Origin of the sequence: Paenibacillus sp. FSL M7-1455, assembly GCF_038004655.1 — a bacterium.
Lineage (GTDB): Bacteria > Bacillota > Bacilli > Paenibacillales > Paenibacillaceae > Paenibacillus_AQ > Paenibacillus_AQ cookii.
In genome coordinates this window covers 4,547,806-4,568,196 of the sequence record NZ_JBBORO010000001.1, presented here as the reverse complement: position 1 = coordinate 4,568,196, position 20,391 = coordinate 4,547,806, and the positions used below count along the sequence as shown (strand labels likewise).

Below are 20,391 nucleotides of genomic sequence, written 5' to 3'. Positions count from 1 at the left end.
CTTCTAATATATTGTATTACTTGGGTGAAAGGAGGTGCGAATCGTACCCTGTGCTTTTTTGCAGCGGTCTCAACGCCCATGATGACGTATAAGCCTAAGATGATGCTGTTCTCCCATGTCAGCAATACAAGCAGCATCACGGGGGCCGAAAAGCTCCTGCTGATGTTCTGCCTTCAAATCGCGCCTTATTTCGAGTGCATTCTGGTCGCTCCGCAGGAAGGCAAGCTGACGGCTTCTGCCCGTAAACAAGGCATGACGGTACGAATCCAATCCTGCCCCTTGCTTTTTGGCATGTATCAGCCCGGCGAACGGCTCGAACAGGAAGCGGAGGGGCTTCGGCACCATCCGGATTTTGCTTCGGTTGTCCGCTGCATGGCGGAGACGGCTCCCGACATCGTCCTCACCAATACCATCGTGAACGTGATGCCCGCCATGGCTGCCAAATTGCTTGGCATTCCGGTCTTATGGAAAATAACCGAAACGATGCAAACGACGGCATACACGTCTGCGGCCACGGCCGTGGTAGAGAAGTACAGCGATTGCCTGATCGCGATTTCGGAGGCGTCGGCCCGCGTCTTTCGCGGAACGGTCTCCAAACCGATCACGCTGCTTCCCCCGTCCGCGGACAATGAGCTTTTGCAGCCTTCCCAAATGCTGATCCGGAACGGCTATCGTAAAATTCTCCGCCTGAAGGACTCCCATATCTGCATCGGCTATATCTCTTCTTTTATCCATCCCGAAAAGGGGCTGCTTGAGTTCATCCGCATGGCGAAAATTCTGGCGGCGTCGTACCCGAATTGCCGGTTTGTCGTGATCGGGAAACCCGCCGACCAGTCCTATTACGACCGCTGCGTTCAGGAAGTGAATGATTCCGGCCACCGAAATTCTTTCCGCTTCATCCCATTTGTGGAATCGGTGCATTCGGCTTACAGCGCCATGGATATCCTTGTCGTTCCGAGCATGGTGCAGGAAGGTTTCGGGATGACGGCGCTGGAAGGCATGCTTTGCGGCAAGCCGGTCGTATCCTTCGATTCCGGTGGTCTCGGCGAGCTGATGAAAAATACGGGCAACGGTCACTTTGCGGTTCCGACGGGCGACTATGGAGCGCTGGCGGCCAAGGTATCCGAACTGGTCAATCAACCGGAGTTCCTGCAGTATACCGGAAGCATGAACGCAAACGCCGCGAGGACGGCATACGGCATGGAGACCTACCGGCAGCGGGTTCACGGATTCGTTCAGGAGCTGCAGCGGGGATGCCCCGATTGGATGAGCGGGGACGTTTCCCGCCGCGTATCCGCCGCAGGCGTCCCTGCGTTGAACGTTCCGCCGCCTCCGGTTGGGCAAGCTGCCCCGGCAAAAAGGAGGGCGGGCAGGAGAAGGAAACATGCAAGGAAAGCAAGAAGGCCGGCGGCCGCGGTTCGAGCACGCCGGATCCAAAGAAAGGCAGGAGCAGGCAAACGTTCCAAACGTCGCTCCAAGTCCATTAAACGAAAGTAGGGGACGGACGCTATGAGAATCATGACGATTTTGGGCACCCGGCCCGAAATTATCCGCCTCAGCCTCATCCTTCCCAAGCTGGACCGGTATGCAGAGCGGCATGTGCTGGTGCATACCGGGCAAAATTTTGCAGAAAGGCTGAGCGGCATTTTTTTTAAGCAGATGGGCTTGCGCTCACCGGATTACGTTTTGCAGGATGCAGCCGCAACGCTTGGGGAACAGCTGTCGTCCATGTTCCTTCAAATGGAGCGGATTCTGGATAAGGAGAAGCCCGATACCATCCTTCTGCTTGGCGATACCAACAGCGCGCTGTGCGCGGTGCTTGCCGAAAGGCTCGGATATCCCGTGGTTCATATGGAAGCCGGCAACCGCTGCTTTGACCTGGGCGTGCCCGAAGAGAAAAACCGGCGGGTCATCGACGCGATCTCTTCGATCAACATGCCGTATACGGAACAGAGCAAAAAACATTTGCTTGCCGAAGGTTTTCCCAGCTCGCGCATCGTGCTGACGGGAAATCCGATCTATGAAGTGATGGAGCACTACAAGGATTCGATCGAAGCAAGCCGCATTTTGAACAGCCTCTCCCTGAAGCCGAAGGAATATTTTTTGGTTACGGCCCACCGCGCGGAGAACGTGGATCATCCGGAACGGCTGCGGCAAATCGTCGAAGGGCTGAACATGATCGCGGAAAAATACGGCCGCCGGCTCATCTGCAGCATTCATCCGCGAACGGCCTCCCGCATTGCGGGGCTGAAAGATTTGCGCACGCACCCGCTGGTGGAATTCCACGAGCCTTTCGGATTTTTCGATTTCGTCAAGCTGGAAAGGCACGCCTGCTGCGCATTGACGGACAGCGGAACGGTCCAGGAGGAATGCTGCATCATGCAGGTCCCCACCGTCACGATGCGGCATACGACCGAACGCCCGGAAACCGTCGACTGCGGCAGCAACATCGTATCAGGCCTTGAAGCGAAGCATATCGCGCGCGCGGCGGACCTGATGATCAGCTTGAACCGGGAATGGGTCTGCCCGGAAGGGTATTTGGCCAAAAACGTCTCGGATAAGGTAGTCAAATTTCTGCTTGGAGGGAAAGTGCATGTTTGAAAATCAACGTATTATGGTGACTGGGGGGACCGGATCCTGGGGGTATGAATTGGTTGCCCAGCTGCTTATGCAAAATCCGAGGGAGGTGATCGTGTTCTCCCGCAACGAATCGTCGCAAGTGGCGATGAGCCGGACGTTCGAAGACAAGCGCCTGAGCTTCCGGATCGGGGACATCCGTGACAAAGAGGCGCTGACCGCCGTTTGCCAAGGCATCGACTACGTGTTCCATCTTGCCGCGCTCAAGCATGTTCCGGTGTGCGAGGACCAGCCGTACGAAGCGCTTAAAACCAACGTCATCGGCACCCAAAACGTGATCGAAGCAGCCATCGACAACAAGGTCAAGAAAGTGTTTTACATCTCGACCGACAAGGCGGCCAATCCTTCGAATTTTTACGGCATGACCAAAGCCATCGGCGAAAAGCTGGTCGTGTACGCGAATCTGCTCAACAGCGAAACCCGCTTTGTTACCGTTCGCGGCGGCAACGTGCTTGGGACAAACGGCTCCGTGGTGCACGTGTTCAAGGACCAAATCCGGAGCAAAGGCCAGGTGCTGATTACGGACATGGAGATGACCCGGTTTTTCCTGACGCTGCCGGACGCGATCAAACTGCTGTTCAAGGCCGCGGAGGAAAGCTACGGCGGGGAAATCTTCGTCATGACGATGCCTGCTTGCAGAATCGTGGACCTGGCGGAGGTGCTGATCGAAGCCTCCGGCAAAGAAAACGTAAGCATCGTGGAATCCGGCATCCGCCCCGGAGAGAAGATCCACGAAATCCTGATGAGCGATTTCGAAAGCATGACGACGGTGGTATACGACGAAGAGTACCTCGTCATCCTGCCGACGCTTCATATGCCCGAGCTCAAGGAACGTTACAAACACTGCAGACCGGTAGAATTCAGCAGCTTCAGCTCCAACCATCACTTGATGAATAAAGAGGAGATCAAAAACATTCTCCAGCGCGGAGGGTTTCTGTGATGAAATTGCTTATTCTTGGCGGAAACGGAATGGCGGGCCATATGCTGGTTCATTACTTTCGGCGTCAGGAAAAACATCGCGTCTTCTACACCACCCGGGAAGCCCGAAGTCCCGGGGGACTTTACCTTGACGCCTCCGAACCGTGCATGGTCGACCGGCTGCTGGACATCGTCCGGCCCGATGTCGTGATCAATGCCATCGGCGTCCTGAACCATCATGCCGATGAAGACCGGATCAATGCGTATCATATCAACGGCTTTTTGCCCCACCGGCTCTGCCGGGCCGCGGACCGGATCGGTGCCCGCCTCATTCATATCAGCACGGACTGCGTCTTCGAAGGAACCCGGGGCGGCTATACGGAGGAAGACCAGCCGGACGGAACGAGCATGTACGCGATGACCAAAGCGCTGGGCGAAGTGCGGGCTCCAGGGCATCTGACCATCCGGACGTCGATTATCGGTCCGGAGATCCGAAGCCATGGCATCGGGCTCATGCATTGGTTCATGTCGCAAAAAGGAACGGTTACCGGCTACCGCAACGTCATGTGGAACGGCGTGACGACGCTGGAGCTGGCGAAGGCCGTCGATCGCTTCATGAATTCTTCCGTGTCGGGTTTGATCCATCTGGCCCACCCGGTCCCGATCTGCAAACATGACCTGCTGCTGCTGTTTCAGGAAATATGGGATCTTCGCGACGTCGTGGTTTTGCCTGTCGACCAGCCGGTGCAGGACCGCACGCTGGTGTCGACGCGGGCCGACATCGATTATGCCGTCCCCCATTACCGAGACATGCTGAAGGAGTTGAAGATATGGATGAACGAGCTTCCCTCCGCAAGCGCGTCATTATGATTACCGGAGCTTCGGGATTTACCGGCGGCCATGCCTGCCGGTATTTTGCCGGGCTCGGCATGCGGGTCGCCGGCATCGTGCGGCAAACGCAGGCACTTCCGGCCATCGAAGGGGTAAGATACTACACCTGCGATCTGATGGATAAGCAGAAGCTTGACGAGCTTGCCCGGAAGATCGCTCCCGACTATGTCCTTCATCTCGGCGGGAAAAACTCGGTCCCCGAATCCTGGGCCGATCCGCTGCTCTACATGGAAACCAACGTGCTTCCGACGCTTTATTTGCTGAATGCCCTTCGCCCGTTTCCGGCGTGCCGGGTACTGATTGCCGGAACGAAAGCCGTGTTCAGCCTCACTCCTCCTTACCGGCCGCCCCATCCGTACAGCTTAAGCAAAAGCTTGCAGAAGGCGGCCGTCATGTCCTGGAGCTGCCTGTTCGGGCAGCCGGTCATGCTGGCGGAGCCGTCGAATTTGATCGGACCCGGGCCGTCGACGGGCTTTTGCGCTTTGCTGGGCCGCTACATCGCGGCATGCGAAAGAGGAGAGGCGATGAAGGCTTTCCGCATTTCGTCGCGAGCCTCGCGGCGCGATTTTCTGGATGTCAGGGATGCCGTCCGGGCTTACGGCATCATGCTTGAAAAGGGAACGCCGGGAGAGGTCTACACCGTCACGTCGGGCAAAGAACGCACGCTTGAGGAAATTGCCGTTTTGTTCATGAAGGCTTCGGGGAGCGATGTCCCGGTCGAGTGGGGGGATGAGGACGATTCCATCAAGGAGCGGGATTCGCAGGTTCCCATGGGCTTGGAATCGCTCGGCTGGAAGCCGTCCATTCCGATCGAGAGGTCGATATCGGACATTCTTCAATATTTCCGCACCGGAGGGGGAGTATCCAAATGAAACCGCTTGTTACGATCGTCATTCCTTTTTACAACGATCCTTACGTGGATCAAGCGGTGCAAAGCGCGCTGACGCAATCGTACAGGCCGATCGAAATTATCGTCGTCGACGACGGTTCGACGATGCATGCCGACCGGTTAGGTCCGTACATGCCGTATATCCATTATCTAGGAAAGGCCAACGGCGGCACCGCTAGCGCATTAAATCACGGAATCCGGTATGCTTCGGGGGAATATGTCGCATGGCTCAGCTCCGACGATATATTTTACCACGATAAAATCAACCGCCAGATCCAGTTTATGCTGGAACGGGGGGCGTGGATATCCCATACCAACTTCGATTATATCGATAGGCAAAGCCAGATCGTACAGCATCGTGCCGGCTTCGCTTTTCACGGGACGGCGGACTTTTACCGCACTTTTCTGATCAACAATCCGGTCAACGGCTGCACGGTGATCATGAAAAAGGAACTGTTTTACCATATCGGATTGTTTAACGAGTCCCTCCCTTATACGCATGATCTGGATTTATGGATCAGGGCGATTCAGGCAGGCATATCGTTCCCGTACCTCGATGAGGCGCTGGTCGGGTACCGTTGGCACGAAGCGATGGGCACGCTTCGGTATCAGGATCTCATTCGGCAGGAATATGCCATGACGCAGGAACGCGTCCGGAACGCGATTCATCCAATTTTGTCGATTATAGGGTAATATGGAATTCTACCACTTCTCCCTTCTTCCGGTTTTGTATGAATAGACTGGATGGTTCGTCCATGCATGATGCGAAACTCTAGCATAATCTATGGATGAAAGGAGGGAGAATTCCTTATGCCAAACCGTTTGATAGATAGCCAGATTTCCCAAAACGTCTCTCCACCGCAGGCGCAGTTAACATCCCCGCAAGCTCCACCCCCGCTTTGTTCGGCACGCTTGGCTTGAACACAGCCGCGGCAGGGCCGAATCTTTCCGTTCATTTCACGGCAACCGTTACGCTGAGCGCTATCGTTTCCGTCCTGGTCCCTATAACCATTACGATTTTCCGGGTCGTTGGCGGGGTATCCACTCTCGTCTATTCCGCTACGCAGTCGCTGCCGGTAGGGACGTTGCTTCTGACGACCGAGGTCATTACCGTAACGGGCATCGATTTGTTGACGACGAACCCTGGATTCGTCGTTTATCAGGCTTTCGTCAGCATTCCTGGAGGACTGGCGGTCATTCCGACCCGGGTAGGGCCCGAAAGCTTCGAAGCCGTGGCTTACTCCGACTAATTCAAAGGCGCTTAAACGAACTGGGATCACCGGAACTGATGTTCCGGTGATTTTTTTGTCCGAAATTTCCGAACATTCGGCGTGAGGGGGTTCAAGAGTCGTGTCCCGCCGCATCGTTTTCCAATATAGTATATTGTCGGCATCGTCCATTAAACCATCAATGAGTCCGGCTCCCGTCGCCGGATCCCATGGGAAGGAGAAGGCATGAAGATACTGCTAGCGACATACTGGCTGATTCCCCATGTCGGCGGAGTATGGAAATACATGACGCAAATCCAGCAGCGGCTGGAAGCCATGGGACATCAGGTGGATCTGCTCGGAAACAGCCCGGATTACGCCAAATTCCATATTATTAACCGCGGCCGCGAAATCTCCAAGGAATGGATCCGCCCGCTTGTGGTCACCAAGCTGGCCAGGGAATACGCGCCCTTGCTGCATGCGGATCCCCTCATTCACTATTATGAGATGGACCGCTATATGCTGGAGCTTTCGGCCGCGTGTTTCGGGCTGGATCAATATGACATCATCCACACCCAGGATATATTTGCGGCCCGCTCGCTCGCCAGGGTGAAGCCGGCACACGTTCCGTTGATTTCGCAGGTTCACGGCTCCGTCACGGGAGAACTTCACAACCATTTCCGGATGAACCCGCAGCTCGGCATCAACGAGCATTCGCCGGCCTGGAAGTATTTCCCTTCCGTTGAATCTCGCGGCGCTGCGTCCGGAAACGTCACGATCACGTCGACGCAGTGGCAGAAAAACCTGCTCGTCCGCGATTTCGGCATTCCGGAACATCGCATCAGCGTTTTCCAATACGGCCTGGATGCCCAGGAATTTTGGCATAAAGCCCATATGGGAACGGATGTCAGCCGGCCGCCGGATAAAAAGGTGATCATCTGTCCGGCAAGGCTGTCGTTCGTCAAGGGGATCGATGTATTGATCTCGGCGCTCAGCATCCTGAAAAGCATGAGGCAGCAGGATTGGGTGTGCTGGATCGTCGGAGACGGCGATAAAAGGGAGGAGCTGTGGGACCAAACCCAAGCTCTGGCATTGCAAAATGATGTGGTGTTTTTCGGCGAGCGCCATGATATTCCGGCCCTGCTTCTGCAATCGGACATTTTCGTCCATTCCTGCATCCAGGATAATCAGCCGTTTTCGGTGATGGAGGCACAGTTCGCCGGCTTGCCGGCATGCGTGTCGAATGCCGGAGGACTGCCGGAGATGGTGGAACATGGCGTGACCGGACTGGTTTCCCCGGTGAAAGATCCGCTTACGCTGGCACAGCATCTGAATACGCTGCTAGGAAACGATGAATACCGGCGCATGCTCGGCCAAAATGCGGCGCGCTGGGGACAGCAGCACTGGTCGCTCGATCAGATGATTTCCAGGCTATTGAACGAATATGCGAGGGTAGCTTCAGGAGCATAAACGGCCGAACCATGAGCCACGGAAGGGAGGAGACGACGTGTCTGAGCCTTATATGGTCATCGGCGATTTGTATAACCGGATTTTTGCCGTGCAATCGTCCCATGTCGATCTGATGGTCAATTATGCGGTGTGGAACCGGATTTTCGAGCAGCTTCCAAAAGATTACACGCTTCCGGACTTGGAGGTTTTGACTTTCTAAACGATCGAACAAACAGGAATCCGGAGCCAAAAAAAAGGGCCGCCCAATTCGGCATGTCACGTGTCCGGATCGGCGGCCTTCATCGATTCTTCAACGAGTGGATATATGAATTCCGCTTAAAATTTGTCCCCATAAGTGATCATTTCCCGACCATTTATCGGCGTTCGGCAATTGGATGGAGCAGACCTTTTCAAGCGGCCAGTCCAGTTCCACGATGTCGTTGACAGGGGTATGGTTGATCAGCAGCACCCGAAAATCATGCGCGACAAGACTCGATAAAACCTCCTGGAGTTCTTTGGCTTGTTCGAACGTGCCTTCCGTGCGAATGAACAAAATTTTACGGCTGGTTAGCATTTTTTCCATGAAACGCTGCACGCGGCGGTCGTATTTGGCTTTTACGTAAGGATAAGCTTCAAGATTGGGCGGGAAGTTGTTGTGGGTAAAAAAGTCGTGATTCGACAGAAAATCGTAATAAGTGTCGCGCACCAAATAAAGCTGCTCGCTGACTTTATCTTCAACGACGAGGTTGTTGTAGACCATAAAATGGGCGAATCGGTTCCTTAAAAGGCGGTTCACGTCGGATAGATTGTAAGTCGCCATCCAATCGATCGGACCGGCATAATTTCGCAGGCCGAATTTTTCGAGCTTCATCGCGGCGAGGCATAAGTCTCCCAAACTGAAAATCGCGTCGTAGGATCCTTTGAGATCGGCAACCCTCATATTCTTTCATCCTTTCTTCCTAAATTGCGATTCGCAATATAGTAGATGCGAGAGCCGCTTCTTTCGCTTGTATTCTCGCTTATTCCCGGAAGAATAGGTTTGCGGCGGGCGTTAAACGCCCTTCCACTTGGAGCGCAGTCACATAGGATAGGATTAAGACTTGACTTTCAGGAGGAAAGGTTATGTCCATATTACGGCTCGAAGCCGCTCCTTTTGCCCCGATCGACTCTACGTACATCCAGTCCGTCGATCTTGAAATATGCAATGTCGGTACGGAAGGTTTTGAGATGCTTGTGCATGGCTACGGCGAACAGGGACTGTTTTACGTTCAGTTGATCCATGTCGGTTCGGGCAGCACGGTTCCCCTCTATCATATGATGACGGAGCATAAGCCTTTTCAGCTGGTGCTGGTGACGAACGTGAACGATTATACGCATACCGCAGTGACCGTTAGAGTCCGCAACCAAGGCAACCTTGTCGCTTTGTTTACCCAGGAGGACATGTTTCGAATGATCTGACCGTTAAGACGCAAAGGAGGGGATGCCATGAACGTGCTGTTTGTGTTTTACGTGCCGAGCGGCGGCATGGATACGTTGAATCGGCTTCGCTGCAAAGCCCTTGCCAGATACGGAATCCAAGCTTCCTGCCTTTACTTCCATTGGGGGGCGGGGGTGCAAAATAACGACGGGGTCCCTATGTACATTACGAACAACGATGAAGAGATCCGGGGAATTCTGGCCGCCGGGAATTACGATGTCATCGTCGTCACGACGGATCACAAAAGCTTTCCCCGCTTCAGGCAGCTGGGATATACGGGAAAGCTCGTACTGGAAATTCAGGGGTACGGCGCCAAGGAATATGCCCGCCAGCAGCTGATCGAAGCCATTCCTTACGTGAACACGTACGCAAGCGCGCTGCTGAATCCGAGCACTCCGCATATTGCCGCTTTGTTTCGGGAACTGTTTCCGAATATTCCTCAGTATAATTTCCCCAATTTTTTTGATTCCGAAAGCTTTACCTACCGGCCGGGACCGATTCCGGAACACCCGGTGATCGCATGGCTTGGACGCATGGAAGACAATAAAAACTGGAGGGAATTCCTTCATATCGGCTATCAGCTGTCTTTCTACGTGCCCGATTTGAAACTTTGGGTTTTCGAAGACCCCAACTTGTCGATTCCCCATGAACGCGAACAGTTCAATTCCGTGGTGCATCAATTGGGGCTTCATTCGCGTTTAATCATGCATTCGAACGTGCCAAACCATCAGATGCAGCATTATTTCTCGGCCATAGGCGATTCGGGCGGTTTCGTGTGCAATACGTCCAAGGTGGAAGGCGGCCCGTTATCGGTCCTCGAAGCCATGAGCTGCCGCTGTCCGGTGCTGGCGACGAATTCCGACGGGGTCGCGCTTTGCATCCGTCATAACGAAACCGGCAAAAATTATACGCTAGGCAATATTGCGCAAGCCGTGCAGGAAGGGCTGGACTTGATGCATAACGCTCCGCTGAGGGAAAACATCCGGAGCGGCGCGTTAAAACGGGTGCAAACGGAATTCAACCCGCATCTGTACTGCGTGCGCTTTATTGATATGCTGTATCATATTTGATGGGAGGAAGTCGCATGACGGCAAAATACAACACCAGGGTGGGGGCTGCAGCGGGAACCTTCATGCCGTTTACGGTCGGTCCCGATGAGATGGTCCTGACGGGAGTCACATTGGAAGGAATCGCCGAGGGGGACCGCGTGATTTTGGATATCGACGTATCCTGGCTGAAACCGATGTGCGATCTGGGAGAGCTCGAACTGATGATTCGGAGGGACGCCCCGGACGGACCCATCATCTATTGGACGATGGAAACCTGCTATGCCCAGGCCCGTACGAGAGAAGAATGCGTGTTGGCGGGAGACGGCGCTATGCGCCATTTTTTCCTGACGGCCCGCTCGATCGAACACAAAGCGCAGCTTGCCGCGTATTATTTGGAAGGAACGGTGGATACTCCGTAAAAACGAATCGAATCATGCGGATCAAGCCGACTCCGGCTGCCATCAGCCGGGGATCGGCTTTTTTTGCATTCCTTTTACCGAAAATAGCTTTGGTACGTCAGCTGGAGTCCTTCCTCGATGCCGTATGCCGGCCGCCAATTTAAATGCGCCAAGGCTCGTGCATTGGACAAGCGGCTGTGGCGGATGTCTCCGGCCCGGTCCGGACGATGGACGCAAACGGTATGTTGGCCATGGTGCAGCCGAAGAAGCTCAACCAACCGATTGACGGAGGTCGCTTGGCCGGTGCTGACATGAAGGATTTTCCGTTCTCCTGACGTTTGGGCCGCTGCCAGGGCGGCGACGACATCTTGAACGTAAATAAAATCCCTCGTTTGTTCCCCGTCCCCATTGACCGTTAAGGGCATGCCTTGCCGGAGCTGGTTCAGGAAAATGGACACGACGCCGCCTTCCCCTTTCGAAGTTTGTCCGGGACCGTAGACGTTCGCGAACCGCAGGACGGTCCAATCCAGATCGAACAATTCGCCGTACAGCCGGACATCATGCTCCGCCGCATATTTGGATAATCCGTAAAACGAGATGGGAACGGCGGGGTCCGTTTCCTCCAGCACATCCTTTTGCAGATTTCCGTAAACGCCCGAGGTGGATGCAAACACGAATTTGCGGATTCCGCCTTGGCGGCAGGCCTCCAGCATGTTCAGCGTACCAAGCACATTGATTTCGGTGTCTTCCCGCGGATGCTGGATGGAATGCTGCACATCCGCTTGGGCAGCTAGATGAAACACGGTATCCGGCTGGAGCGCAACGATCGTCTCCAAAGCGGCAGGCAAGCGAACATCCTCCTGATGCAAGGTCGCGCCTTGAGGAACGTTCTCCGCCTTGCCGGCCGACAAATCATCGATGACATGTACCCGATGCCCCATACCGATCAAATGACGTACCAGATGCGATCCGATAAATCCGGCACCGCCCGTCACTACCACCGTCGTCATGTCATGACCTCCTTAAAAGGCTATAATCATGAGATATCGTATGTGGCAGCGGCAACATTGGCATTAGGCATTGTCCCGATTTCGATCCGGCGCCGGGCATCTTGGAGAAAGAGGTAGTAAAAAGCTTCCAACGGGGTAATATGTGAATGACATCTTTTTGGCGGGGCCGAATCGTTCATGCATGCAAAATACGCCATGCGAAAGGGGAAGGTGTTAGATGAAAAAAAGGGTTTTGGCGCTTATCGTTGCGATTGCAGCCATTCTGATCGTCGGCATTGCGTATTTCTTTCTCCCTGATCAAAGCGAAGCGCCGGGTAAGCCGGATTCTGCGGCCGGGCGATCCGATCCCCTTCCGGCCTGGGTAGATCCGCAAGACGTGACGGCGGTCGAATGGGAGGGGAAAAGAACGTCATGGCTCCTGCAGCGTACCGATTCAAACGATGGGGCAGGGGAAGGGGGATGGTCGCTTAACGGCAAGCCCGCAGCGGAATCCGATGCCATGCGGGTGCTGTCCCAGATGAACTTGCTTTGGGCCAAAGGGGCGGCACAAAAGCAACCGGTTTCTTATTTAAAAGATGAAATAATCGACTCGACCGTGACCGTTGCCGGCATGGCTAACACGGAAGAAACCGTGTATTTGATCGCAGCCGCACCGTCAGACCCGGACAGGGTATGGATCATTCCGTCGGGGGCATCTTTTGCTTACCCTGTATTTGTCAAGGATTTGGAGTTGCTGGAAGGGGACGTCGACAGGCTCAAATCAGCTCCTTCGGCCTGATGCTGCCGCGAAAAGGCCTTCAGGATGCCAAATCCTTTCAGCATAGCGCGTTAAGCGCGAGGTCATCCTAAACGATGTTACTACATTAATTATAACGGAGGATGAACTCATGATACGATCCAAAGCCATTAGTCTTTCCGTATCCGCCGCACTGATCGTCAGCATGGCCGGATTGGCCGGCTGCGGCACGAGAGAACCTGCCAATACGAACGTGCGCACCCGCAACGTTCATGACGGGCGGATGCTGGATACCCGGGACGGCAGACTGAACGTCAACTCTTTGAGAAACGGCAACCGTTTTTCCACCTACAATACGGACGGCAACTTCGGTACGCGAAACGCAAGACATGACCTGTCGAACCTGACTTCGGCCCAGGACGTCGCGGATAAAGTGGCTGCATTGAAGGAAGTGCGCACCGCCAACGTCCTAAAGGCAGGCAACAGCGCGTACGTGGCAGTCTCCCTGGAGCACGGCGCACAAGCCAATCATGCCACGGACGGCACCCACGGCCGTTTCCGCAATAACAGCTTCGGCACGATGAACCACGGCGCCAGCGGCAGCAACAGCAGCTTTAACACCGGCGCGGCAGGCGTGAATACCCGCGGTTTCAACGGAGCGGCAGGAACTAACGGCACGGGCGCAACAGGCACCGGCACAACCGGTACGGCAGGAACCGGAACCGGCGGCAACTTCCGCGGATATACGACGAGCGCCGGCGAACCGATCACGAGAAACAACGGTTTTAACGCCACCACGCCGGGAACGGCTGGCACAAGCGAAACCTATTCGCAAAATTATAAGGTAAGCAACGACGTAAAAGACAAAATCACGAAGATCGTTCAAAAAGCCGATCCAAACATCACCAATGTTTACGTATCTGCTAATCCTGATTTTGTCCAACGCGTCAGCAATTATGCAACCGATGTGAGAAACGGCCATCCGATCAGCGGCATGGTGAATGAGCTTTCGACGATGATCGAACGGATTTTCCCGACGAATACAAGCACGACCGACCATCGCGTAACCCCGATGGGCACGACGCACAACGCTCCCGGCAAAACGCCTGCAGGCAGACACATGACGCAGTAAAAACAAACACAAAAAGCAGCTTTGCGCATTATTGCGGGCTGCTTTTTGGTGTTTTAGCGTATCACGTCTTTTTTATGACAAGAAGCCGTTTGACCGTTAAGCCGAATAAAATGCAGCAAGTAAGAGCGGCTAAAGTATCCGCAATGGGTTCGGCCAAAATGACGCCGCCCGTTTTCGGGCGAATGAATGCCGGCAGGGCGTAAACGAGCGGTATCAGCAAAATGATTTTGCGCAACACGGCGATAAAGATGGAAACCTTCGCTTGGCCAAGTGCGATGAAAATTTGCTGAAACGCCAATTGGAAGCCGTAAATGCAGGTGCCCATAAAAAATATGTTCATCAGCGCCGAAGTCAGAGCGATCAGTTCGGCATTGTTCGTAAAAATCAGGACGGGAAGCCGAGGAAGAAAAACGGCCTATGCTCCACATCGCCAGACCGAAGACTGCGCAAAACAAGCTGCAGTATATGATCGTGGATTTCACCCGCGCAAAGTCGCCCGATCCGAAATTGTAACCGATGATCGGCTGCGCTCCTTGCGCGAAGCTTTGCAGCAGCAGCGTGAAAATTTGCATCAAACTGCTCATGATGCCCATGGCGGCAACGTACAGATCCCCGCCGTATTTGGCAAGGGAGGTGTTGAACACGATCTGAATCAGGCTTTCGGTGGACTGCATAATAAAGGGAGACAGCCCCAAGGCGAGCACGCTCCAGACGATCCGAACGTTGATGCGCATATGTTTGATTCGCAAACGCAGATGGGATCGTTTCGATGCGAGGAATCCAAGCACCCATACCGCCGAGATCGTTTGCGAAATGACCGTCGCAAGGGCAGCGCCCCTGACGCCCATATGCATCCCGAAAATAAAAACAGGGTCAAGGATCGTATTGACGGCCGCGCCTACGCATACCGTAACCATGGCCGTTTTGGCAAATCCTTGCGCCGCGATGAATTGGTTCAATCCTAACGATAGCAGCACGGTTACCGTACCCGTCAGGTAGATCCCCATATAATCGTCGGCATAAGGCAGGGTATCCGGACTTGCCCCGAACAAGGTCAGCAGCGGGGACTTCAACGTTAGCAATGAAATAGTCAACAGCATGGAAACGATCAGCAGCATCACAAAACTTGCGCCAAGCAATCGTTCGGCTTTTTCATGATTCCCTTCTCCCATCCGAATGGAAGCAAGCGGCGCGCCGCCAAAACCGATGAGAGCAGCAAAGGCCGAAATCACCATGATGATCGGAAAGCTTACCCCAATGCCGGTTAGAGCAAGGGTCCCCGTACCCGGCATCCTTCCGATAAACATGCGGTCGACTACATTGTACAGGGCATTGATAACCTGTGCTACGACGGCAGGAGCAGCCAAAGAGAGTATCAATTTGGGGATTTTTTCGCTGGCGAATCGGTTGCTCATTGGATTGTTCATTGGACGTCCATCCTTGTTTATTAATTTTCGTTATTTGAGCATCATAACATAGGATAAACGGGTGTGAAATACGTTGTTTAACGCTCTATAAATGCCTTATTTGCGGTTTTTTAGGGGGTAGTAATAGGAGGGTACTTTAATTGGGTAAAAAAGTCTTAAAAAGCGAATCTGATGACGCTTTGATTGGCGCTTTTTTTGATGCGTAAGACGCTTTCCATTCGGAAGGGCGGCATAAAAAAACGACGCCGGCGATCCAGCGTCATTTTTGTTATAGGATGGAATTCATTAAAAGACCTGGCGTCCGCGTACCCAAACGCCCTGAATGTTCAAACGCTCATCCAGCATCAGGACATCCGCCTGCTTGCCGGCTTCGAGCGTCCCGGTCCGGTCTTCGATGCGAAGGCGTTTCGCCGGGTTGTAGCTGGCGATGCGCGAGGCATGCTCGACGGTCAATCCTATGGTTTCGACGAGGTAACGGAAACCTTTGATCATCGTAAGCGTGCTGCCGGCCAGGCTGTTCGACTCGCCTTTCAATATCGCAATGCCGTCCTTTACTTCCACGGGCAAATCGCCGATCGTATATTCGCCGTCCGGCATGCCCGCTGCGGACATCGCGTCCGTAATCAGGATCAAGTTATCGTTTGTTTTAACTTTCGTCAAAATCGAAATGCACGCCGGATGCACATGGATGCCGTCGGCAATGATTTCGGCATGAATCCGGTCGTCGCTGAGCACCGCCCCGGCCGTGCCCGGCTTGCGGTGATGGATCGGCGTCATGGCGTTGAAGGTATGGACGGCTTGGCGGAGACCGGCTTCTACCGCCGCTTCGACTTCCTCGTAAGATGCATCGGTATGGCCGAGAGCGGCGTTGATGCCGTGTTCGCTCATCCAGGCGATGGCCTCAAGCGCGCCTTCGCGTTCTGGAGCAAGCGTAACCTGTTTGATAAGTCCCGGATACTGTGCCTCCCAGGCTTCGAGCCATTCCACGTTCGGATGGACGATATGCTCGGGATTTTGGGCTCCGGGCCATTTCGGGCTGATGAAAGGCCCTTCCATGTGAACGCCTTCAATCACGGCATATGGCATATCCTGCTGCCTGTACTCGTGGACTTCCTTCAGCACCTTGTCGATGGATGCTTTAGGAGCCGTCATCGTGGTGGCAAGCATGGCGGTCGTTCCTTGGGAACAGTGGAAGGAGGTGATTTTGTCGAGCTCCTCTTTGCCGGAATACATAAAGTCTTCGCCGTTGCCGCCGTGAACGTGGACATCGATGAAACCCGGCACGAGATATCCTTCCGTTTTTTTGCCGGGATTCAGATGATGCAGGTGGTCCGGCAAATGCTGCACCTCGCCGGCATAAAGAATGGTGCCTTCATGGATGGCGACGACGCCGTCCTCGATGACGTTGCCCGGCACGACGACTTTACCGTACAACAATTGTCCTGAAGTTTCGCTCATCCTAATAACCCTCCTGCTCCTTGATCCAGCAACACGACGACGTTCGGATGGCATTGCAGAAGCGATGCCGGGCATTGGGACGTGATCGGCCCTTTTAAGGCGCGTTTGACGATTTCCGCCTTGTCTTCGCCGCGGACCAGCAGCAGGATTTGTTTGGCTTTCAAAATGCTCCCGACGCCCATCGTGATCGCTTGCGTCGGCACGTCGGCCAAAGACGGGAAAAAGCGGGCATTGGCCGTGCGCGTTTTTTCCTGGAGCTCGACGACATGGGTGCCGCCGATCAGGCTTTCACCCGGTTCATTGAAACCGATGTGACCGTTGTGCCCGAGTCCAAGAATCTGCAGATCGACCGGGCCGTTTTCTTCGAGCATGGCGTCGTATTTCCGGCATTCCTCCTCGAGGTCGGCGGCGTTGCCGTCAGGCACGTGCGTATTCTCCATTTTGATGTCGATGTGGTTAAAAAGCTTTTCGTTCATAAAGCTGCGGTAGCTCTCCGGATGCCCTTCAGGCAGGCCGACGTATTCGTCCAGGTTGTAGGTGGACGCTTTGGCGAAGCTGACCAGCCCTTGCCGGTTCATTTCAATCAGGCGCTGGTAGATGCCGATCGGCGAACTGCCCGTCGCCATGCCGAGAACGGACCTTGGTTTCGTATGAAGCAGGCTGGCGATGAGACCCGCACCGGTCGCGTTGAAGTCGGCCTCATGCTTGAAAGTATAGATGTTCATGCTTTTGAATACCCTCCTCTTGTTTTGCGGTAGTTCCGGACGTTTTGATAGGACTGCTCCAGCTTGGGAACGTATTGTCCGAACTGCTCGCTGCTCATGCCCATGAAAAGAATGTCAATGATATGAAGCTGGGCGATCCTGGAAGCCATGTCGCCTCTTCGCATGCCTTCCTCCAGGGAAGAAACGAAGAGGGGGATATCGGCCATGGATGCCAGCGTGTTGCTGCCGTAAGAAGTGAGCGTGATCGTTGCGGCGCCGCTGTCTTTGGCGCAGGACAACGCGCTGATCGTCTCTTCGGTCTCCCCGGAATAGGAGATGGCGATCGCCACGTCCCGGTCCGTCAGGGTCGACGCCGAAGTGATTTGCATGTGGGGATCGGCGAAGGCGGTGCAGTTTTTCCCGATCCGGATCAGCTTCTGGTAAAAATCGAGCGCCACGACCGACGACGTCGCCACGCCGTACAAATCGATCCGCTGCGCATCGCACAGCAGCCGAATGGCTTGCGATAGCCGGTTCATGTCCAGAAGCTGCGTCGTATCCCGGATGGAGGTCAAATGGTTGGCTTCCATCGCTTCCACGATTTTGGATAACGGATTGTTGGCCACGATGTCCTGGTAAGAGGAAGCCTGGTTTCGTTCCTGCAGCCCCGTGTGGGCGAGTTCCGCCGACAGCTTGACCTTCAAATCGGGGTATCCCTTAAGATGGAACACCTTGCAGAAACGGGTGACCGTGGCCGGACTGGTTCCGCATTGCTCGGCCAATTCCTTGATCCCCATATGGACCACCTGGGCCGGGGAAGAGAGAATAAAATCGGCGATCCGGCGTTCCTGCGGGGACAGCTTATCCTTTTCCTGCGCCAGCGCATATAAGAACGGAGCCACGAAAGGACCTCCCTTTACGACTTCATCCGAAGATGAGGTGTGAAAATTATTTTAATATTTATTTTGGATTGCAAGAAAATTATTTTTATCTCCCTCCCATCATAGGTCAAAAGTCTTCCGGTGACAAGGGGGAACGGGATTTTTCAGGGCCGGTATTGTTTAAGAAAAAGAAAAAACCCGCGTTCGCGCGGAACTCGGGCAATAAAGCGGGTAATGTTGTTGTTATTGAACGTTTCCGGCGCTGACGCGGGAATTTTTCGATCTGCCGATTTCCTGCCGCAGCACCTGCCAGATGATGTAGGCCAAAGTGACCATTTGCGGGATGAACGTTTCCCACGTCGGATACATGCCGAGCCAGGAAACGGAAGGCAGCGACGGATCCGAATGGGCCGCCAGCCTGCCTGCGACCTGCAGCGAATGAATGCTGTCCCCAAGAAAGCGGAACACGAGGTAATAAATCAGCAGCGTCGCGACCAGGAAAAAGGCCCGGATCGGCAGCGCAGCGCTGAGCGCGATGATGGCATAACCCACTACCGCGAGGATGGCCAGCGCTATGACGACGCCGAGGATCAGCTGAAACATCGGCATCGACGGTGCCATGCCGACGTAAAAAATCGTCGTTTCGGCACCCTCCCTTACAATGGCCAGCAGGGCTACGGCAAACAGGGACCAGAGGCTGCCTTTCGCCAGCGCCTGGTCCATTTGCTTGCCGACATAGCGGTTCCAGGCTTTGGTGTTCGATTTGTTGTGCAGCCATTGCCCGACGGTGATCATCATGACGACGGCGACCAGTCCGGTAATGCCTTCGATCAGCTCACGGGCGCTGCCGGAAGCGGCTTTGGATATCGTATAGGTCAACACGCCGGCGAGCAGCAGCGACAGCGCCAAACCGGTTCCCGCGCCCGACCAGATGAATTTCCGCCCTTCGGCGTGATCGCTTCGTTTCAGGTAGGAAAGCAGCGCGGCAATGACGAGAATGGCTTCCAGCCCTTCGCGGAGCAGGACGAGCGCGGCGTCCCAGGCGGTATAGCTGTGGTTGCCGGCAACTTCCGCCAGGGAGGACTGCATGTCTTCGATAATTTGGAGCGCTTCCTGACTGCGCGGAGGCGTCGAAAGAAGGTAACCGGACACCTCGGACATCTGATTTTCCACTTGGGTATACAAAGACGGGGACGACACCCGGACCTCGCCTTCCACGGCGGGCCAAGACGCGATGAATTGGTTCATGCTGTCCGCGGCTTGGGCGGTTTGGCCGTCCGCGGTTTGCTTGCGTGCCGTCTCCAGCACGCCCAGCAGGTCGGACAACGAATGGATGCTTTCGTTGCCGTCGCCGGCCAGCTGGACTTTTCCGTTTGCATAATCCGTCAACAGCGCAACCAGCTTGTTCATTTGCTGGACGGCCTGGTCTTCGCGGACGGGATCCGCTTGCAGCGCGATGCGCACCAGGCTGATTTGGGTTTCAAGCTGCCCGTAGACGGCAAAGTTGTCGCTGCGGATCGGCGTCTCGCTTTTTGGCCAGGCATCGACGATGTTTTGATAGCTCGACTTGGCTTTGGCCCAATCCTTTTGCTCCATGGCGGCAAGGCTTTCCTTGGCAAAAGGAAGCAGCTTTGCGGCCGATTCCGCACCGCCGGAAGTTTGGCGGCCGCCTTGCCGCTGGCCGGAAGCGGCCTCGACGTAAGCGTTGACGGCTTTGGCTAGTGCCGACAACGCCTGCTTGGCCCCGGCATCCTCCTGCCGGAGCTTCGACTCGGCCTCGGCCAGGGCCGCATCGACCCGTGCCGTTTGTCCGGCCAAATCTTTGCCGCCGTTTTGCTTCAAGGCGGTCCAATCCGTTTTAAACTGTTCCAAATCTGCGGCTGCTTCTTTCCACTGTTGTTGACCGCTTTCCACCAGCGCGCTGCCGACGGCGGGGAGGAGCCGGTCCAGGGAGGAGGATTGACCGGTTTCGGCAAATGCCGGGGCCGCCGCCAGATGGAAAAACATCAGGATGGCGAGCGCCAAAATGGCCGTCATGCCGGGTTTGCTTCGGCGGCTGCGTTTTATGTTCGTCTGGTCGTCATGGCGTATGGACCGCATTGGCATTAGTCTCCTTCAAAATCAATT

At 54.8% G+C, this 20,391-nt stretch carries 21 protein-coding genes; 14 read left to right on the top strand and 7 right to left on the bottom strand.

What is annotated here, in order from left to right:
- Positions 1-78 precede the first annotated feature (78 nt).
- The 9 genes from NYE48_RS21075 (at position 79) to NYE48_RS21035 (ending at position 8,212) form a co-directional block, all read left to right on the top strand.
- The gene (locus tag NYE48_RS21075; protein WP_212948108.1) at positions 79-1,497 is read left to right on the top strand and encodes a glycosyltransferase family 4 protein; all 1,419 of its coding nucleotides are present in this window, start codon (positions 79-81) and stop codon (positions 1,495-1,497) included.
- A gap of 12 nt (positions 1,498-1,509) precedes the next feature.
- Positions 1,510-2,601, top strand: coding sequence for a non-hydrolyzing UDP-N-acetylglucosamine 2-epimerase (wecB, locus tag NYE48_RS21070; RefSeq protein ID WP_212948106.1), 1,092 nt, complete (start codon positions 1,510-1,512; stop codon positions 2,599-2,601).
- Positions 2,594-3,577, top strand: coding sequence for a polysaccharide biosynthesis protein (locus NYE48_RS21065; protein WP_339323807.1), 984 nt, complete (start codon positions 2,594-2,596; stop codon positions 3,575-3,577). Before wecB ends, NYE48_RS21065 begins: the two co-directional genes overlap by 8 nt.
- Positions 3,577-4,425: an SDR family oxidoreductase gene (locus NYE48_RS21060; protein ID WP_340999866.1), complete on the top strand. Its 849-nt coding sequence runs from the start codon at positions 3,577-3,579 to the stop codon at positions 4,423-4,425. Before NYE48_RS21065 ends, NYE48_RS21060 begins: the two co-directional genes overlap by 1 nt.
- Entirely contained in the window at positions 4,386-5,318 is a 933-nt protein-coding gene (locus tag NYE48_RS21055) for an NAD-dependent epimerase/dehydratase family protein (protein ID WP_340999865.1), read from the top strand. The genes NYE48_RS21060 and NYE48_RS21055 overlap by 40 nt, the downstream gene beginning before the upstream one ends.
- Positions 5,315-6,028, top strand: coding sequence for a glycosyltransferase (locus NYE48_RS21050; protein WP_340999864.1), 714 nt, complete (start codon positions 5,315-5,317; stop codon positions 6,026-6,028). Before NYE48_RS21055 ends, NYE48_RS21050 begins: the two co-directional genes overlap by 4 nt.
- 224 nt (positions 6,029-6,252) lie before the next feature.
- The gene (locus tag NYE48_RS21045; protein ID WP_340999863.1) at positions 6,253-6,585 is read left to right on the top strand and encodes a hypothetical protein; all 333 of its coding nucleotides are present in this window, start codon (positions 6,253-6,255) and stop codon (positions 6,583-6,585) included.
- A 204-nt stretch (positions 6,586-6,789) separates the two neighbouring features.
- Entirely contained in the window at positions 6,790-8,013 is a 1,224-nt protein-coding gene (locus NYE48_RS21040) for a glycosyltransferase family 4 protein (RefSeq protein ID WP_340999862.1), read from the top strand.
- Positions 8,014-8,050: 37 nt separating this feature from the next.
- Entirely contained in the window at positions 8,051-8,212 is a 162-nt protein-coding gene (locus NYE48_RS21035; RefSeq protein ID WP_340999861.1) for a hypothetical protein, read from the top strand.
- Positions 8,213-8,302: 90 nt separating this feature from the next.
- On the opposite strand, the gene NYE48_RS21030 is transcribed toward NYE48_RS21035, so the two are convergent.
- The gene (locus NYE48_RS21030; RefSeq protein ID WP_036714370.1) at positions 8,303-8,932 is read right to left on the bottom strand and encodes a DUF1796 family putative cysteine peptidase; all 630 of its coding nucleotides are present in this window, start codon (positions 8,930-8,932) and stop codon (positions 8,303-8,305) included.
- 182 nt (positions 8,933-9,114) lie between these two features.
- On the opposite strand from NYE48_RS21030, the gene NYE48_RS21025 reads away from it, so the two are divergent.
- From NYE48_RS21025 to NYE48_RS21015, 3 genes are read left to right on the top strand one after another with little or no spacing between them, the layout of a single operon-like run.
- A complete protein-coding gene (locus NYE48_RS21025) occupies positions 9,115-9,450 on the top strand; it encodes a hypothetical protein (RefSeq protein ID WP_036714372.1) in 336 nt (111 codons plus the stop codon).
- A gap of 27 nt (positions 9,451-9,477) precedes the next feature.
- On the top strand, positions 9,478-10,539 hold the full coding sequence (locus tag NYE48_RS21020) for a glycosyltransferase family 4 protein (RefSeq protein ID WP_212948094.1): 1,062 nt from the start codon (positions 9,478-9,480) through the stop codon (positions 10,537-10,539).
- Between the two features lie 14 nt (positions 10,540-10,553).
- A complete protein-coding gene (locus tag NYE48_RS21015) occupies positions 10,554-10,937 on the top strand; it encodes a hypothetical protein (RefSeq protein WP_212948092.1) in 384 nt (127 codons plus the stop codon).
- Positions 10,938-11,011: 74 nt separating this feature from the next.
- On the opposite strand, the gene NYE48_RS21010 is transcribed toward NYE48_RS21015, so the two are convergent.
- The gene (locus NYE48_RS21010) at positions 11,012-11,926 is read right to left on the bottom strand and encodes an NAD-dependent epimerase/dehydratase family protein (protein WP_340999860.1); all 915 of its coding nucleotides are present in this window, start codon (positions 11,924-11,926) and stop codon (positions 11,012-11,014) included.
- Between the two features lie 217 nt (positions 11,927-12,143).
- Here NYE48_RS21010 and NYE48_RS21005 point away from each other — a divergent pair, with 217 nt between their 5' ends.
- Entirely contained in the window at positions 12,144-12,704 is a 561-nt protein-coding gene (locus NYE48_RS21005; protein ID WP_340999859.1) for a hypothetical protein, read from the top strand.
- A 109-nt stretch (positions 12,705-12,813) separates the two neighbouring features.
- The gene (locus NYE48_RS21000; protein WP_340999858.1) at positions 12,814-13,794 is read left to right on the top strand and encodes a YhcN/YlaJ family sporulation lipoprotein; all 981 of its coding nucleotides are present in this window, start codon (positions 12,814-12,816) and stop codon (positions 13,792-13,794) included.
- Between the two features lie 53 nt (positions 13,795-13,847).
- On the opposite strand, the gene NYE48_RS20995 is transcribed toward NYE48_RS21000, so the two are convergent.
- From NYE48_RS20995 to NYE48_RS20975, 5 genes are all read right to left on the bottom strand, one after another.
- The gene (locus tag NYE48_RS20995; RefSeq protein WP_340999857.1) at positions 13,848-15,221 is read right to left on the bottom strand and encodes an MATE family efflux transporter; all 1,374 of its coding nucleotides are present in this window, start codon (positions 15,219-15,221) and stop codon (positions 13,848-13,850) included.
- 285 nt (positions 15,222-15,506) lie between these two features.
- Positions 15,507-16,679 (bottom strand): N-acetylglucosamine-6-phosphate deacetylase, encoded by a 1,173-nt coding sequence (gene nagA, locus NYE48_RS20990; RefSeq protein ID WP_340999856.1) that lies wholly within the window; start codon positions 16,677-16,679, stop codon positions 15,507-15,509.
- Positions 16,676-17,404: a glucosamine-6-phosphate deaminase gene (nagB, locus tag NYE48_RS20985; RefSeq protein WP_340999855.1), complete on the bottom strand. Its 729-nt coding sequence runs from the start codon at positions 17,402-17,404 to the stop codon at positions 16,676-16,678. The genes nagA and nagB overlap by 4 nt, the downstream gene beginning before the upstream one ends.
- Positions 17,401-18,285: a MurR/RpiR family transcriptional regulator gene (locus NYE48_RS20980; protein WP_340999854.1), complete on the bottom strand. Its 885-nt coding sequence runs from the start codon at positions 18,283-18,285 to the stop codon at positions 17,401-17,403. The genes nagB and NYE48_RS20980 overlap by 4 nt, the downstream gene beginning before the upstream one ends.
- Positions 18,286-18,507: 222 nt before the next feature.
- Positions 18,508-20,364 carry an FTR1 family iron permease gene (locus NYE48_RS20975; protein ID WP_340999853.1) on the bottom strand — a complete coding sequence of 619 codons (1,857 nt, stop codon included), beginning with the start codon at positions 20,362-20,364 and terminating at the stop codon, positions 18,508-18,510.
- Positions 20,365-20,391 lie beyond the last annotated feature (27 nt).

What these genes read in the sequence shown, in the direction of transcription:
- NYE48_RS21075 (WP_212948108.1), top strand. Translation starts at nt 79, where the DNA reads ATGATGACGTATAAGCCTAAGATGATGCTGTTCTCCCATGTCAGCAAT.
- wecB (WP_212948106.1), top strand. Translation starts at nt 1,510, where the DNA reads ATGAGAATCATGACGATTTTGGGCACCCGGCCCGAAATTATCCGCCTC.
- NYE48_RS21065 (WP_339323807.1), top strand. Translation starts at nt 2,594, where the DNA reads ATGTTTGAAAATCAACGTATTATGGTGACTGGGGGGACCGGATCCTGG.
- NYE48_RS21060 (WP_340999866.1), top strand. Translation starts at nt 3,577, where the DNA reads ATGAAATTGCTTATTCTTGGCGGAAACGGAATGGCGGGCCATATGCTG.
- NYE48_RS21055 (WP_340999865.1), top strand. Translation starts at nt 4,386, where the DNA reads ATGGATGAACGAGCTTCCCTCCGCAAGCGCGTCATTATGATTACCGGA.
- NYE48_RS21050 (WP_340999864.1), top strand. Translation starts at nt 5,315, where the DNA reads ATGAAACCGCTTGTTACGATCGTCATTCCTTTTTACAACGATCCTTAC.
- NYE48_RS21040 (WP_340999862.1), top strand. Translation starts at nt 6,790, where the DNA reads ATGAAGATACTGCTAGCGACATACTGGCTGATTCCCCATGTCGGCGGA.
- NYE48_RS21030 (WP_036714370.1), bottom strand. Translation starts at nt 8,932, where the DNA reads ATGAGGGTTGCCGATCTCAAAGGATCCTACGACGCGATTTTCAGTTTG.
- NYE48_RS21025 (WP_036714372.1), top strand. Translation starts at nt 9,115, where the DNA reads ATGTCCATATTACGGCTCGAAGCCGCTCCTTTTGCCCCGATCGACTCT.
- NYE48_RS21020 (WP_212948094.1), top strand. Translation starts at nt 9,478, where the DNA reads ATGAACGTGCTGTTTGTGTTTTACGTGCCGAGCGGCGGCATGGATACG.
- NYE48_RS21015 (WP_212948092.1), top strand. Translation starts at nt 10,554, where the DNA reads ATGACGGCAAAATACAACACCAGGGTGGGGGCTGCAGCGGGAACCTTC.
- NYE48_RS21010 (WP_340999860.1), bottom strand. Translation starts at nt 11,926, where the DNA reads ATGACGACGGTGGTAGTGACGGGCGGTGCCGGATTTATCGGATCGCAT.
- NYE48_RS21005 (WP_340999859.1), top strand. Translation starts at nt 12,144, where the DNA reads ATGAAAAAAAGGGTTTTGGCGCTTATCGTTGCGATTGCAGCCATTCTG.
- NYE48_RS21000 (WP_340999858.1), top strand. Translation starts at nt 12,814, where the DNA reads ATGATACGATCCAAAGCCATTAGTCTTTCCGTATCCGCCGCACTGATC.
- NYE48_RS20995 (WP_340999857.1), bottom strand. Translation starts at nt 15,221, where the DNA reads ATGAACAATCCAATGAGCAACCGATTCGCCAGCGAAAAAATCCCCAAA.
- nagA (WP_340999856.1), bottom strand. Translation starts at nt 16,679, where the DNA reads ATGAGCGAAACTTCAGGACAATTGTTGTACGGTAAAGTCGTCGTGCCG.
- nagB (WP_340999855.1), bottom strand. Translation starts at nt 17,404, where the DNA reads ATGAACATCTATACTTTCAAGCATGAGGCCGACTTCAACGCGACCGGT.
- NYE48_RS20975 (WP_340999853.1), bottom strand. Translation starts at nt 20,364, where the DNA reads ATGCGGTCCATACGCCATGACGACCAGACGAACATAAAACGCAGCCGC.